General features: G+C 37.7%; 12 protein-coding genes. 4 read left to right on the forward strand and 8 right to left on the reverse strand.

All coding sequences use genetic code 11. From position 1 onward, the window contains the following. Nucleotides 1–173: 173 nt before the first annotated feature. The 6 genes from F6K54_RS26670 to F6K54_RS26695 form a co-directional block, all read right to left on the reverse strand. Nucleotides 174–2540, reverse strand: a complete 2367-nt coding sequence (locus tag F6K54_RS26670) for a ribulose bisphosphate carboxylase small subunit (protein WP_366558244.1) — start codon at nt 2538–2540, stop codon at nt 174–176. A gap of 112 nt (nt 2541–2652) precedes the next feature. Then, nucleotides 2653–2802, reverse strand: coding sequence for an RRXRR domain-containing protein (locus F6K54_RS26675; RefSeq protein ID WP_375342003.1), 150 nt, complete (start codon nt 2800–2802; stop codon nt 2653–2655). 260 nt (nt 2803–3062) lie between these two features. Next, nucleotides 3063–3365 carry a EutN/CcmL family microcompartment protein gene (locus tag F6K54_RS26680; protein WP_293084282.1) on the reverse strand — a complete coding sequence of 101 codons (303 nt, stop codon included), beginning with the start codon at nt 3363–3365 and terminating at the stop codon, nt 3063–3065. 455 nt (nt 3366–3820) lie between these two features. Continuing rightward, nucleotides 3821–4162, reverse strand: coding sequence for a carbon dioxide-concentrating mechanism protein CcmK (locus tag F6K54_RS26685; protein WP_293084285.1), 342 nt, complete (start codon nt 4160–4162; stop codon nt 3821–3823). Between the two features lie 434 nt (nt 4163–4596). After that, the gene (locus F6K54_RS26690) at nt 4597–4908 is read right to left on the reverse strand and encodes a carbon dioxide-concentrating mechanism protein CcmK (protein WP_124146612.1); all 312 of its coding nucleotides are present in this window, start codon (nt 4906–4908) and stop codon (nt 4597–4599) included. Nucleotides 4909–4919: 11 nt separating this feature from the next. Next, complete coding sequence (locus tag F6K54_RS26695) at nt 4920–5069, reverse strand: hypothetical protein (protein ID WP_293084288.1); 150 nt, start codon at nt 5067–5069, stop codon at nt 4920–4922. Between the two features lie 802 nt (nt 5070–5871). Here F6K54_RS26695 and F6K54_RS26700 point away from each other — a divergent pair. Beyond that, on the forward strand, nt 5872–7716 hold the full coding sequence (locus F6K54_RS26700) for an NAD(P)H-quinone oxidoreductase subunit F (protein ID WP_293084291.1): 1845 nt from the start codon (nt 5872–5874) through the stop codon (nt 7714–7716). Nucleotides 7717–7778: 62 nt separating this feature from the next. On the opposite strand, the gene F6K54_RS26705 is transcribed toward F6K54_RS26700, so the two are convergent. After that, nucleotides 7779–9140: a HEAT repeat domain-containing protein gene (locus tag F6K54_RS26705; protein ID WP_293084293.1), complete on the reverse strand. Its 1362-nt coding sequence runs from the start codon at nt 9138–9140 to the stop codon at nt 7779–7781. Nucleotides 9141–9695: 555 nt separating this feature from the next. Between F6K54_RS26705 and F6K54_RS26710 the strand changes: the two genes are divergently transcribed. The 3 genes from F6K54_RS26710 (at nt 9696) to F6K54_RS26720 (ending at nt 13518) form a co-directional block, all read left to right on the forward strand. Next, entirely contained in the window at nt 9696–11108 is a 1413-nt protein-coding gene (locus F6K54_RS26710; RefSeq protein ID WP_293084296.1) for an MFS transporter, read from the forward strand. A 629-nt stretch (nt 11109–11737) separates the two neighbouring features. After that, a complete protein-coding gene (locus F6K54_RS26715) occupies nt 11738–12997 on the forward strand; it encodes an AAA family ATPase (RefSeq protein WP_293084299.1) in 1260 nt (419 codons plus the stop codon). 5 nt (nt 12998–13002) lie between these two features. Continuing rightward, nucleotides 13003–13518: a hypothetical protein gene (locus tag F6K54_RS26720; RefSeq protein WP_293084302.1), complete on the forward strand. Its 516-nt coding sequence runs from the start codon at nt 13003–13005 to the stop codon at nt 13516–13518. A 242-nt stretch (nt 13519–13760) separates the two neighbouring features. Here the strand turns inward: F6K54_RS26720 and F6K54_RS26725 are convergent, their stop codons facing one another. Next, complete coding sequence (locus tag F6K54_RS26725; protein ID WP_293084305.1) at nt 13761–13898, reverse strand: hypothetical protein; 138 nt, start codon at nt 13896–13898, stop codon at nt 13761–13763. Nucleotides 13899–13954: the final 56 nt, after the last annotated feature.

Consider the following 13954-nt stretch of genomic DNA (forward strand, 5'->3'; position numbering starts at 1 on the left):
CCGTGTCCCCGTGTCCCCGTGTCCCCGTGTCCCCGTGTCCCCGTGTCCCCGTGTCCCCGTGTCCCCGTGTCCCCGTGTCCCCGTGTCCCCGTGTCCCCGTGTCCCCGTGTCCCCGTGTCCCCGTGTCCCCGTTTCAGCCTCAATCATCCCAGTATTCAGCAACGCCGTTTTCTTTACTTAGCCTTACCGTTAGGTTGCTGAATAATCATTTCTAAAACACGGCGTTTAGCTTGAGGATCGATACCAATTAAGCGGACATATTCTCCCTCGTGTTGAGCTAGAGTTTCCTCAATAGCTGGAAAAACATCAGCATCACGTTTGCCATTAATTTGAGTATCTGTTTTCCAAGAACTGGTCTTGAAACGGCGTTGATCTGCATACTCTGTACCTATTTTGTAACCACTCGCAATCAAAGAGCGAACCTGTTCTACAACCTCTTGAGTTAGCTTCTGGTTACTAGCAGTAGCTGTAACACTACCATAAGGTTGATAACTATTACCTACTCCATTAGAAGTTGTAGCTTGAGTGGCAGGAACTACTTGGCGTTTGCCATTAGGTTCTTGAATCAATACTTCCAACACCCGACGTTTGGCAACAGGATCGACACCAATTAAACGTACATATTCCCCACTATACTGTGCCAAAGCCGCTTCTAATTCCTCTATTGCTTGTGCAGTAGTCTGTGCCGAAATGGGAGCGCTCTGCCAAGAGCTAGTCTTAAAGCGACGTGCATTAGCGTGTTCTATGCTAACGCGATATCCTTGATTAAATAGTGAACCTACTTGAGCTAAAACTTCCTGACTTAATCCTGTATTCGCACTACCTTGGCTCGATACACTGGCTTGAGCAGTATTATAAATAGGAGGCTTACTATTGCCTACTCCATTAGAAGCTGTAGCAACTCCTTGACGTTTGCCATTTGGCTCCTGAATCAATACTTCCAACACCCGACGTTTGGCAACAGGATCGACACCAATTAAACGTACATATTCACCACTATACTGTACCAAAGCTGCTTCTAATTCTTCTATTGCTTGTGCAGTAGTCTGTGCCGAAATGGGAGCGCTCTGCCAAGAGCTAGTCTTAAAGCGACGTGCATTAGCGTGTTCTATGCTAACGCGATATCCTTGATTAAATAGTGAACCTACTTGAGTTAAAATTTCCTGACTTAATCCTGTATTGACCGCACTTCCCTGGCTATATCCAGAGACTTGAGCGCTGCGAACAGCTGTTGCAGATTGCTTAATAGGGCGATCGCCTGGTTGTTGAACTAATGTTTCTACAACACGACGTCTAGCTACAGGATCAACGCCAATCAAACGTACATATTCACCGCTATGTTCTGCCAAAAACTGTTCTATAGCTGGTAACACTTGTGAGGCAATGGTTTCTGAAATAGTCGGACCATTTTGCCAAGAGCTAGTTTTAAAGCGACGTTCATTGGCATACTCAGTGCTAATTTTGTATCCTTGAGATAGCAAGGAGTTCACTTGATCTACAATTTCTGGTGTTAATCCTGTAGTATTTGTTGTAGCAGATTGACCACCAAAAGCAGCGGGAACACTATAATTACCAGTAGTCGATTTTTGAGGAATTTTTTTGCCATCAGGCCGTTGAATCATAATTGGAGAAATTCGGCGCTTGGCTTTGGGATCAATACCAAAAAGACGTACATACTCTCCAGCGTGTTCTTCGACACAAGCTTCTAAAGCTGTTATTACTTCTGAGGAATTTTTGCTTTGAATTGGAGAACAAGTTTTCCAGGAACCAGTTTTGAAGCGACGAACATCAGCGTGTTCTGTTCCAATATCGTATCCCTGGGATACTAGCTGTCTTACTTGAGCAACTACTTCTGGGCTTAAGGAGCCAGTTGCTACAGAAGATTTGTAACCGTTACCGTTACCGTAATTACTATTCATTTCACTTTTAATAGGTGTAATACAGGAGATATTGTCTGCACAGAGATAACCTTGTCGTAAGGATTCGTTAATCCCCACCACATGATGGCTAAATTCCAGATCTGCTGGTTGTACGTCTGGCAAACGGTCTGCTTGCTGTTGATTTGTAATAATTGCTCCTGAAGGTACATACTTACCGGGAGCAATTTCTACGTCTTGGATGAGGGCATGGAGCATCACGATGCAGCCTTCACCAATACGGGCGTTAAATACTGTAGAGCGAAAGCCGATAAAAGACTCATCCCCGATATAGCACGGGCCGTGAATTAGGGCTTTGTGGGTGATAGAAACATCTTTACCTATCCATACAGAATAGTTTTGGTTGTCATCTCCTACTACTCTTCCTTGTTCTAAGCCGTGGATCACTACTCCATCTTGGACATTTGTTCCTGCACCAATAAAGAAGGGAGTTCCTTCATCGGCACGAATTGATGTACCGGGAGCTACTAATACATGAGGACCGATACTAACATCTCCAATTATGTTAGAACAGTAGTGAACGTAAGCTGTCTTATCAATCTTGGGCTTCGCTAAGTCTTGTGACCAGGGGGTTGGTGGAGCCGCTTCCTTGCGGTGTGGCATATTTTTTTTCTCCTTAAGCTAAATGTTGGGTGTTGATATATTAAGTAAATGTCTTGCCGTTCAAGATTTCAACATCCAACTGTTAAGTTTTAGACAGCATTTTCCTAGACATTTATCGACAACTGTGGACAAAATGTAACGGAAAGCGTCTAAATACAGAAGCTCTGCCCGAATTTAGCCACCTACGAGCAACAGTTGGTGTGCAAGGTTGTAATGGTTTTTTGTTTGTATCTATAACAAAAACGTAATTAGTATTAGACATTGTGGTGTCTAGTCCTTCTCAGTTAAAGTGTTCCTCGATCATGTTGGCCAGGCTTGTTCATGCTTCTGACACTATGGGTACAAAACCCACTTCCGATTATCGCTATTAAACGATTTTCTTAATCAGGAGCGACTATGAGTATGTTGGTGTTCGCATACGGTAGTCGTCACCTGCCAACGTAGTCAGTACTGACTCGATCTGCAACCTTTGAGAGACAATCTTAGAAATGTCCTTTCTTTGGCTAGGTTTTTCAAAGGTGTTTAACGATATTGGTTTTTTTTACCGTAGATCATGCTATTGTCTACTGTGATTGTGTCAATAATTGCGACTACTCTGGCATCTATAGGCAGTTGTTCACTACGAGGTATTTCACGGGCTGCTCCGCCACGACTCACTAAAACCCATTCATCTATTCCGGCTCCGACATTATCGGCAGCCACTTCATATTTAGGCAGTGGATGGCCTTCTTTGTCTATGAATTGCAGCAGAAGTAGCTTTGTTCCTTGTAAGCTAGGCTCTTTTTGGGTGCTGACAACAGTGCCACAAACTTTGGCAATTTGCATGATCTCTTAATTTAATGACATGATTTCAGATATTAGATTTTAGATTGAAACCTGAAAAGTTATTTTTCACTCTCAGTTTGATTATGTGCTAGAATTTAATCACTAATACTAACTAATATTTCCTGCTTTTACCCAGAAATGCCAGATTTTTCTAGTCTGTAGGATATCATGGTCATTCCTGAGTTACATAATATACCCTTCAGCTTTCAGTAAATATTGACTGATAATCACTGAGGGCTTTTATATATTAATTGCTGCATCCTAAGATATTTATCACATCTGAAAAATTGCAGCTTTTAGTGGTCAGACTAAAAACAGGAACTATTTTACAGCTCCACAGTCAGGATTGAGGATTCAATAAACTCCAAAAGTTCACGAATGGAAGTATATCCCTTGATGGTATACTCCAATTATCTTTTTCAGTTCAATCTCAAAACTTGCTATCCGCAATCAAGTTATGGTCTGTTTACTGAACGAACAGCGTTTGTGCTGTCACGAAATTGTTCTACTTCTTCTGTATAACGAATAGGTAAAACATACTCTAGGTTTTCATGGGGACGAGCGATGATATGGGTAGACATTGTTTGGCCTCCATTTACCCGCTTGACGTTATCAACTCCTGCTGCTACAGAAGCTTGTACTTCAGAGACATCTCCGCGAATGATTACAGTTACCCGACCACTACCAATTTTTTCATAGCCAACAAGGGTGACTCGTGCAGCTTTTACCATTGCATCTGCTGCTTCTACGACTGCTGGAAAGCCTAGGGTTTCTACCATCCCGACGGCAATTGACATTATTCTTACTCCGTGATATTATTTTGCTTTACTTGTATATGTATTAACTTTTCCTAGCTATCGGCTACTTGGAATAATAATTGCTTTTCCAAATAATGCCCGATGTTGGGGAGCGATCAATTCCTAAATTTACTAGAATTTTAGATGATAATTTTTGAATGCTTTCCCTGGAATGGGCAATCTCTTGATAATGATTGCCCTAAAATCTTAGGGTAAAGTTGGTGTTTTTGCTCACAAGAAACTAAAGCACGATCTTAAAGCTTGTGAATTTAGCATTCTTAATTTACAGATGTATATTTTTGACCTGCAAAGTTACTTAGCTCTAAGACTTTAAATCATTATGTTTGCAGTTATCTGCAAAAAAAATTTTTCATCAACCAGCTCTAGTCAAAATATTTGTAGTATTTCTCACTGCCTCAAATGAGTCTTGCTAACTAATAAGTTCGGAACTGATCGACTTCTTCAGTATATCGAATTGGCAATACATACTCTAAGTTTTCGTGGGGACGAGCAATGATATGAGTTGATACTACTTCACCACCATTAACTCGTTTGGCTGATTCTATACCTGCCGCTACAGAAGCTTGTACTTCCGATACATCTCCTCGGACAATTACTGTTACACGAGCACTACCAATTTTCTCGTAACCGACGAGAGTAACTCTAGCTGCTTTTACCATCGCATCAGCAGCTTCTACTACTGCTGGAAACCCTCTCGTTTCAATCATTCCTACCGCAATTGGCATTTTTTTTCCTCCTATTGACTAATAGTTAACTTAAGCATTGAGGCCAGTGTTGTCTCTAGATAGTTTTCAAGGGAATTCCCATTTTTATGATTAAATCTATCAAATGCTATAGTTTTAGCATAGAGAAACATGGCATCGTTGACAATAGCAACTATCATCATAATTCATAATTGTAGCTATTTATAAAAATAAATTCCCTAAAATTGAAATCTTTGGACCTAATGACTTAATTATGAATTCAACGATCCTCATTCTCCAGATACTAATCCTAAATTTTTTTTTATTACTTTTGGAACCATGCTCTTTAGGAGTAGGAAAAAATCAGTACATATACTTATAATAATTTGAACCTATATTAATTAGGGTTTGCTGAATAAGTCTTATGGGTGAGGGTAGGAGACAGGAGACAACCCACCCCTAACCCCTCCGGTGGAGGGGGAGACAGGAGACAGGAGAAATGGAAATTATAGAGAAGGTAGTCGTAAAAATTGTCCCAAGATTTTTCTGCCATAATCATCCCAAAATACTAGCTTTTTAAGCTTTTAGGTCTAAAAAACTTGCACTTTTTAAAGGCAAAAAAAAAGCTGAAACCAATATCAGTAAATGCTTTGAGATTTAATCAGCAAGCCCTAATTAGGGTTTGCGCTTCACTAGTCTTTTTGTTGAGGTAGGGTACCCACCCCTCGCCCCTCCCCATCCGGTGGAGGGGAAAAAGGGAGTAGGGAGTAGTTAAGAGTAAGGAGTTAGGGGAGTTATAGAGTAGGTAGTCGTTCATAATGGTTTCTTGATTTGTCTACCATAATCGTCCCAAAATACTAGCTTTTTGCAGCTCTTTCCACGGAAAACAGGCGCACTTTTTTAGACCAAAAAATGCTACAACCAATATCAGTCAATGCGTGCGATATTTAATCAGTAAGCCTAATTATATATATTATTTTAACAGTGAAGGTAAACAAATAATAAATGATAGAATTTCTGACTCAAAACTTTTGGTGGATACCTTTTTATAGCTTAGTTGGAGCAACTTTGACTTTACCCTGGTCAATAGGGATAATCCAACGCACAGGACCACGGCCAGCGGCTTATTTTAATATCTTGATGACTTTAGTGGCCTTTATTCATGGTTCCATAGTTTATCAAGCTGTTTGTCAACACAAACCACAAGAAATCATATTCAACTGGCTACAAACGGCAGACCTCAACTTATCTTTTGCCTTTAATCTCTCATCTGTAACCGTTGGAGCAATGAGTGTTGTGACGGGTTTCAGTCTATTAGCCCAACTTTATGCCTTGGGATATTTAGAAAAAGATTGGGCGCTAGCCAGATTTTTTGGACTAATGGGATTTTTTGAGGCTGCAATGAGTGGCTTAACAGTTAGTGATTCTTTGTTCATTTCCTATGCTTTGCTAGAAATGCTGACTCTTTCTACTTATCTATTAGTAGGTTTCTGGTATGCTCAACCCCTAGTCGTCACAGCAGCTCGAGATGCATTTTTAACAAAGCGGGTAGGAGATGTTTTACTACTTATGGGAGTAGTTGCTATATCAGCTTTGGCTGGAAGTATGAATTTTACTGACCTATATGAATGGGCTGAAAGAGTAGAACTTTCTCCCATTACAGGTAATTTGTTAGGATTGGCTTTGATTGCGGGGCCAATAGGTAAATGCGCTCAATTTCCTCTGCATCTATGGTTGGATGAGGCAATGGAAGGGCCAAATCCTGCTTCGATTTTGCGGAACACTGTGGTGGTTGCCATTGGAGCTTATGTACTGATCCAAATGCAGCCGATTTTAATTATTTCTCCTATAGCTTTAGATGTATTAGTGGCGATCGGAGCTGTAACGGCGATCGGAGCTTCTCTAGCTGCTCTGGCTCAAATTGACCTGAAGCGTGCTTTGTCTCATTCTACTAGCGCTTACCTGGGTTTAGTATTTATTTCTGTTGGTACAGAATGGACTGGTTTTGGCTTGCTATTACTGTTGGCTCATTGCATTGCTAAAGCACTATTATTTATGAGTGCTGGGGGTGTCATATTGACTACTAATAGCCAAGATCTTACAGAGATGGGGGGGTTGTGGTCTCGAATGCCGGTTACTACAAGTTCTTTTTTGGTAGGCACTGCGGGTTTAATAGGGTTATTACCTTTCGGGGGTTTCTGGGCGTTACGCCAAGGTTTGGATGTGTTTTGGATTATCGATCCTTGGGTGGTACCTGTTTTGTTATTTGTTAATTTCTTGACTGCTTTAAATTTAACCCGTGTTTACCGTCTGGTATTCTTGGGTGAATGTCAGCAGAAAACAAAACGCGCACCAGAAGTTCCCTGGCCGATGGCTGTGCCGATGGTATCGTTAATTATCATTACTCTACTTACACCGATAATGATGCAACGGTTATCGTTATTACCTGACTGGGGTTATCTCAACTTAGCTGTTGTTGTTTTGTTAGTTGGATCTGGTTTGATTGGTGTTATTTTTGGTAGCATGATTGAGTTAGGTAGAAGTTGGTCTCGACCAATATATGCTCCTTTGCGTTTTGTTCAAGATTTGCTTGCTTATGATTTCTATATCGATCGCTTCTACAATGTAACTGTGGTATTTGCGGTTAGCCAAATTTCAAGGTTAAATGCTTGGGTTGACCGTTATATTGTTGATGGATTTGTTAATTTAGTTGGCTTGGCAACAATTTTTAGTGGGGAAGGTTTGAAGTATGGGGTGTCTGGTAAAGGTCAATCTTATGTGCTTACTATTCTGATAGGGGTTGGTGTATTAGGGTTGTTGGCACTGTGGTTGATTGATTTTAGTTTTTGAAGGTACACCTATAGCGGGCAAGATGCCCGCAGTGGGAAGATTTAATTGTTAATTTCTGTAATTCATATACTTGGAGTCTGCTGTGATATTATTTTTTTCAAATATCGATTGCAAGATGATATTAGGAAACGGATAATATGAGGAGAAAAGACTAATAGAAAGACTAAAAACATTAAGCCCCATGATAAAAATGTAAACGACCAAAATAATAAGAATGAAAACAACCTCAAGCATAAAAATAACCAAAGACGTTTTTTCAATGGAGTGTGCCAAGCTTGATAAAATTCTGGGTAGGGTAGAGTTTCGGTAAAATTCCAGATTATATTGTAGGATTTGTTGAATCTATCTTGATTAAAGTCTAAGTATTCTATAGCTGATAAGTAGTGTTTTAAGGATATAAACAAAGTTGTTATATCCTTTTTCGTCCTGATTTCCTTTAAGCTATGTGCTGCTTCCATCCAAGTACGATCATCAAAACTTGACTCCAAAACTTTTACCAAACTATTAATCGCTTTCTCATTGCCGGAGTCAATGCCAATTTCCCCTAAACTTTTGGATGCCTCCATGTTAGTATGATAATCAGTAGTAGACTCCAACAATTGCACTAAACCATCAATGGCTTTCTCATTGCCCCTGCCAATTTCCCTTAAACCTTCTGATGCTACCATGCGAAGACTATTAATATTTTTGTAATAATCGACAGATCCAAAAATTTTCTCTAAGATTTTTTCTACTTGATTAGGAGTATAATAATCAGAAGTTGACTCCAACACTTGCAGCAAAACACCAATTGCTTTCTCATTACCGGGGTCAATTTTTCCTAGGGTTTTTGCTGCTCTTATGAGAGTATAATCAGAAGCTGACTCCAACATTTTTACCAAAGTATGAATTGCTTTCTCATTGCCAGGGTTAATTTTTCCTAAGATTTCTGATGCTTGTATGAGAGTATCATCATTAGAAGTTGACTCCAACAATTGTACCAAAGCATTGATAGTCTTTTTCCTTGGAGTCTCGAGTAAGACTTTGATAGCTTCATCCTGTACTATATAGTACGGGGAAGAGTAAGGTCGATTGCATACCCAATAAACTACTTTTTTCACTATTTCATCAGCTTGACTACAATTGCCAAACCCAGAAATTCCAGCAGCAGCTAGAAAATAAGCCCGATATTCATAAAAACCCCTATCTAATTTTTCCTTTGGCAAAAAGTGTTTACACCCATCCTTAAACTTAGTTAAAGCTTGAATAAACTCCTCTTTATTTTCCTCCTCTACATCCTCTCGCTCTAACCACAACAAAATAACTTGTTTCCACTGCGGCTCAAAAATACGATAAGGTCTCCCCTTCACAGGTTTATTCTTGTGTGCGCGAGGCAAGAAAAAATCCCAATCATCGATCGTCATTGCAATAGTTATAGGGTCCATAATTTCCAGCTTCCTAAAATTGGACTCAGAGCAAGTTAATTATTAGATAATATTCTCAGGATTTATATCATGTTCCCCCTCCGGGGGAGCTACGCTAACGGACGGGTCAGTTATAAATAAAATTTAAGGACTGACAGTACCAAAGAAATACTGAAATTATCAATACTATTCTCCTTTCTTCCCTTCTGACTCCTGACTCCTCACAACAGTTATTTATAAGTATTCAACAGAACATGATATTACGCATCCAGCACGAAAGTATTGGGTTGAGATTATTTCACTGTCGTTCGTGATGACAGAAATATGTTATACCAATTTGATAAATATTTGTTACAAATGGTAGAAGTAAGAGGGAATAAGGAAGAAGGGATAAATTTTGAAAAAAAGGGAACAACAATATAAATAACTATCTAAAATGAACTGGACTAGCTATTTATAAGTATATCCGAGCAAGGTCTACCTTTTTGTAGCATTCTTTTTTCAAATTGGTATTATTTTGCCTAAGTCCTGATTCTAAGATATTGTATTAGATTGGGGCACTAACTAAATGAATTTATGAATAATCATTCTATCCAAACTGAAAAACTTAATTTCTGGACGAAATTAGCTTATGGTGCTGGGGATTTAGGTCCAGCAATGTGTGTTAATATCCAGGTATTTTTCTTATTATTTTTCTTTACTAATGTTGCTGGTTTACCTGCTGGTATTGCGGGTAGTATTTTGATGATTGGTAAAATTTCTGATGCTATTAATGACCCGATAATTGGAGTGATGAGCGATCGCACTGTTCATCCTTGGGGTAGACGTTATCCTTGGATGGTTTTTGGTGCTGTTCCTTTTGGGATTTTATTTTTTTTGCAGTGGATAGTTCCTAGTACGAATCAATCTTTTTTATTTTGGTATTATGTGATAATTGCTATTTTTTTTAATATTGCTTATACAGTTGTTAATCTTCCCTACGCTGCTTTAACTCCTGAGTTAACACAAAATTACCATGAACGAACAAGTTTAAATAGTTTCAGATTTGCTTTTTCTATTGGTGGTAGTATTTTTTCTTTGGTTCTTGCTCAATTAATTTTTTCTATGTTCCCAGATAATCCTATTCAACAATATTTAGTGTTGGGTATTGTCTGTGCAATAATTGCTGTTTTACCTATTTATTGGTGTTTTTTGGGGACTCGTAAACGGACACTTTCTGTTAATAAAAAACAGGAGGAAGATAATAATACTAATTTACCTATTGTTGAACAAATTCGGGTGGCTTTTAATAACGTTCCGTTTTTATTTGTAATTGGAATTTATCTGTGTTCTTGGTTGGGAGTACAATTAACAGCTTCGATTTTGCCTTATTTTGTAATTAATTGGATGAAGTTACCAGAATCGACTTTTCCTCAAGTGGCGATCGCTGTTCAAGGTACTTCTTTAACTATGTTATTTGTTTGGAGTTTTGTTAGTAAAAAACTGGGGAAGAAAGCTGTTTATTTTATGGGTGTTTGTTTGTGGATAATTGCTCAGGCAGGGTTGTTTTTTATTCAACCTGGACAGGTTGGTTTCATGTATTTATTGGCAATAATGGCTGGTTTTGGAGTATCAACTGCTTATTTAGTTCCTTGGTCTATGATTCCTGATGTTATTGATTTGGATGAGTTAAATACTGGGCAAAGAAGGGAAGGAATTTTTTATTCTTTTATGGTTTTTTTGCAGAAGGTAGGATTGGCTATTGGATTGTTTTTGGTAGGGGTAGCTTTGGATATTGCTGGGTTTATTGAAAGTGTTCCTGGGGAGACTCCACCTATTCAACCGGAGTCTGCTCTTTTGGCAATTCGGGTGGCAATTGGTCCGTTACCTACTGTGTTTTTAATTGTGGGATTATTGTTGGCTTATTTATATCCTATTACACGGGAAGTACATGATGAAATATTGTTGAAGTTGAGAGAAAGAAAAGAAGAAGAAGGTGTTAGGTTTTAGGTGGTAGGTGGTAGGTTTTAGGTTTTAAGTTTTAGGTGGAAAGTCTAATAGATATCTCCAGAAAAAAGGGAATAGGGAATAGGGGAAAATAATTGATTATTTATGCCTATAATTGATTTTATTGTTAATTGTTGGAGATGTCTAATAGGCATCTGGTGAAAAATAAATAAACCTTTTAATTAGAGCAAGCTTTGGAAAGAAAAATTCACCCTAAAAAAACATTTTTTGTGTCTTTTTAGTCAACATATCTTACCGAAAAATTGTGGTATAAAACCTAATTAATAAATGTTTGCTAAAAATAGCTAGGATATTTATTAGGAGTAAGGAGTAAGGAGTAAGGAGTAAGGAGTAAGGAGTCAGAATAAATTCCTTAAATACTATTTTTAGGTCGTAAATCATCCTTTTTTTTCAAATTGCATATCCTGTAAAATATTTTTATTCCTCTTACTATTCGTAACATTCTTTTGTTAAATTGGTCTAAAACCTCCCTTTTTAAAGGGATAAAAAAAATAGACTATTCCTAATGTCAAGCCTCCTTATTGCAGAGGTACTGATAACTGATAACTGATAACTGAAATGACCTGTTGCCTACTCCTGCAAAAAATCTATATCTTTTTCGGAGAAGTCTGATGTTAAAACAAGTAACTTTAGAAAATTGGAAAAGTTTCCGTCATGCTGAGTTATATATTGACCCTTTAACAGTTTTAATTGGTACTAATGCTAGTGGAAAATCTAATGTTGTTGATGCTTTGGATTTTTTGAATAGTATTATGCAAGGTACTTCGGTAGAAACGGTATTAACAGGCGATCACTTTACTTCAGGTATTAGAGGTGGAGTAGAGTGGGCAGTTAGAAAACCAGAAACAAAATTTAGTTTTCAAGTATTAGTAGATGGCAAAGATGAAGCTGCTGATTATCTTTATAAAATTACTATAGAAACTCAACCTACTATACAGGTAATAGATGAATCTTTAACTTTGATTGATAGTCAAAAACTCTCAGATAGTAATTCATTTCAGCAACTTTCTTTTCTCGAATCAAGTTTTGTAAAAAATGGCAGAATAATTCTTGATAGTCTTGAAGTAGAAAAAGAATTTATAGAAAAATTTTACCCCACTCCTAATCCTTTTTTGGGTCCTTTTACAACAAAGATTCCTTTCTATGAATTTGATGATATTAATCAAATGATGTTTGCCGAAATGATAGTACCAAAAATTCTCAAAAATATTTTTATTTTCAATCCCATACCTTCCCAAATGCGGGATTATTCACCTCTATCAAAAAAGTTAGAAAGAGATGGTTCTAATATTGCGGGAGTTTTAGCAGGATTACCAGAAAAACAGAAGGCTGAAGTAGAAGAATATTTATTAAAATATCTGGCAAAATTACCAGAAGGAGATATGCGAAAAATTTGGGCTGAAACTGTAGGAAGACTAGGTCGCGATGCCATGCTTTACTGTGAAGAAATCTGGCATTCTAATCAAGAACCAATGATAGTTGATGCTCGTGGAATGTCTGATGGAACTTTACGATTTTTGGCAATTTTAACAGCTATGTTAACTCAGCCAGAAAAAAGTTTAATTGTTATAGAAGAAGTAGATAATGGTTTGCATCCTTCTCGTGCCGGATTACTATTACAAATGTTAAGAGAAATTGGCGAGCAGCGCCAAATTGATGTTTTGGTTACAACTCATAATTCTGCTTTATTAGACGAACTAACTCCAAAATTTATTCCTTTTGTGATGGTGACTTATCGAGATAAACAAACTGGAGAAAGTCAGTTAATTCCTTTAGAGGATATTGAAGATTTACCAAAGTTAATGGCGTCAGGAACTTTAGGTAAAATTGCCAGTAAGGGTTTGATTGAGAAGAGTCTCAAAGCAGATTAGAGAGTATGAAAAAAGTGCTAATTATTGATACTTCAATTCTCTGTGTTTATTTGGGCGTGCCAGGGAAAGAAACTTGTGGTTCTGAAGGTAATAAATGGGATAAAGTTAAAGTCTATGAAATCTTGGAAAAAGAGGAGAAAGCAAAGACTATTTTTGTTTTACCTTTAGCCACAATTATTGAAACAGGTAATCATATTGCCCAAGCAAATAGTAAGGGCTATGAAATCGCTAAAGAATTAGGAAATTTGATGAAACTAACTGCAGATAATCAAACTCCTTGGGCAGCATTTATAGAACAGTCAAAGTTATGGGATGCAGAAAATTTGAAGGATTTGGCTGATGAATTTCCGGATTTTGCTAGTCGAGGATTTGCATTAGGAGATGCTACAATTAAACGGGTTGCTGATTATTATGCTAAGTCAGGATTTGATGTAGAAATTATCACTGGGGATAAAGGTTTAAAATCTTATGAACCTCCAAAACCTGAACTAATTCCTCGACGCAAAAAATACAAAAAATAAAGCAGCAATATTTACATTTTTTGTAGATTAATTAAATTTTATTTTTAGCAATAAGCATTATAAAATTATCGTCGATCTAATATTATGTTCGGTTAAATATTTATAATAAAAAACTGGAACTTTGTAGGTTGGGTTGAGGAAGGAAACCCAACAACTCTATTGTATTTGTTGGGTTGCTGAATCAAAGGATGAATCTTTGTTGGAATAAGTAAATCTCATATTTAATACTTCTAACTTATTTTTTATCCAAGCTTAAAATTCATCCCACAAATATGTGACTCCATCATATTGTATCTGTTGGGTTGCGCGATCGCGATACAGTCGATGGGGATATCACTATCCCTCACCTCTGCTTCAAAACCGTGCGTGAGAGTTTCCAACTCACACGGCTCCTAACATTGCAGTAGTCTATAAGGTTGATTACACCTACTTTCGC

This window comes from Okeania sp. SIO3B5, from assembly GCF_010692555.1.
In the GTDB taxonomy this organism is placed as follows: Bacteria; Cyanobacteriota; Cyanobacteriia; order Cyanobacteriales; family Microcoleaceae; genus Okeania.

Coding starts and splice junctions, on each gene's coding strand:
- F6K54_RS26700 (WP_293084291.1), top strand. CDS start 5,872: ATGATAGAATTTCTGACTCAAAACTTTTGGTGGATACCTTTTTATAGC.
- F6K54_RS26695 (WP_293084288.1), bottom strand. CDS start 5,069: ATGATGATAGTTGCTATTGTCAACGATGCCATGTTTCTCTATGCTAAA.
- F6K54_RS26705 (WP_293084293.1), bottom strand. CDS start 9,140: ATGGACCCTATAACTATTGCAATGACGATCGATGATTGGGATTTTTTC.
- F6K54_RS26690 (WP_124146612.1), bottom strand. CDS start 4,908: ATGCCAATTGCGGTAGGAATGATTGAAACGAGAGGGTTTCCAGCAGTA.
- F6K54_RS26680 (WP_293084282.1), bottom strand. CDS start 3,365: ATGCAAATTGCCAAAGTTTGTGGCACTGTTGTCAGCACCCAAAAAGAG.
- F6K54_RS26670 (WP_366558244.1), bottom strand. CDS start 2,540: ATGCCACACCGCAAGGAAGCGGCTCCACCAACCCCCTGGTCACAAGAC.
- F6K54_RS26675 (WP_375342003.1), bottom strand. CDS start 2,802: ATGTCTAATACTAATTACGTTTTTGTTATAGATACAAACAAAAAACCA.
- F6K54_RS26715 (WP_293084299.1), top strand. CDS start 11,738: ATGTTAAAACAAGTAACTTTAGAAAATTGGAAAAGTTTCCGTCATGCT.
- F6K54_RS26710 (WP_293084296.1), top strand. CDS start 9,696: ATGAATAATCATTCTATCCAAACTGAAAAACTTAATTTCTGGACGAAA.
- F6K54_RS26685 (WP_293084285.1), bottom strand. CDS start 4,162: ATGTCAATTGCCGTCGGGATGGTAGAAACCCTAGGCTTTCCAGCAGTC.
- F6K54_RS26720 (WP_293084302.1), top strand. CDS start 13,003: ATGAAAAAAGTGCTAATTATTGATACTTCAATTCTCTGTGTTTATTTG.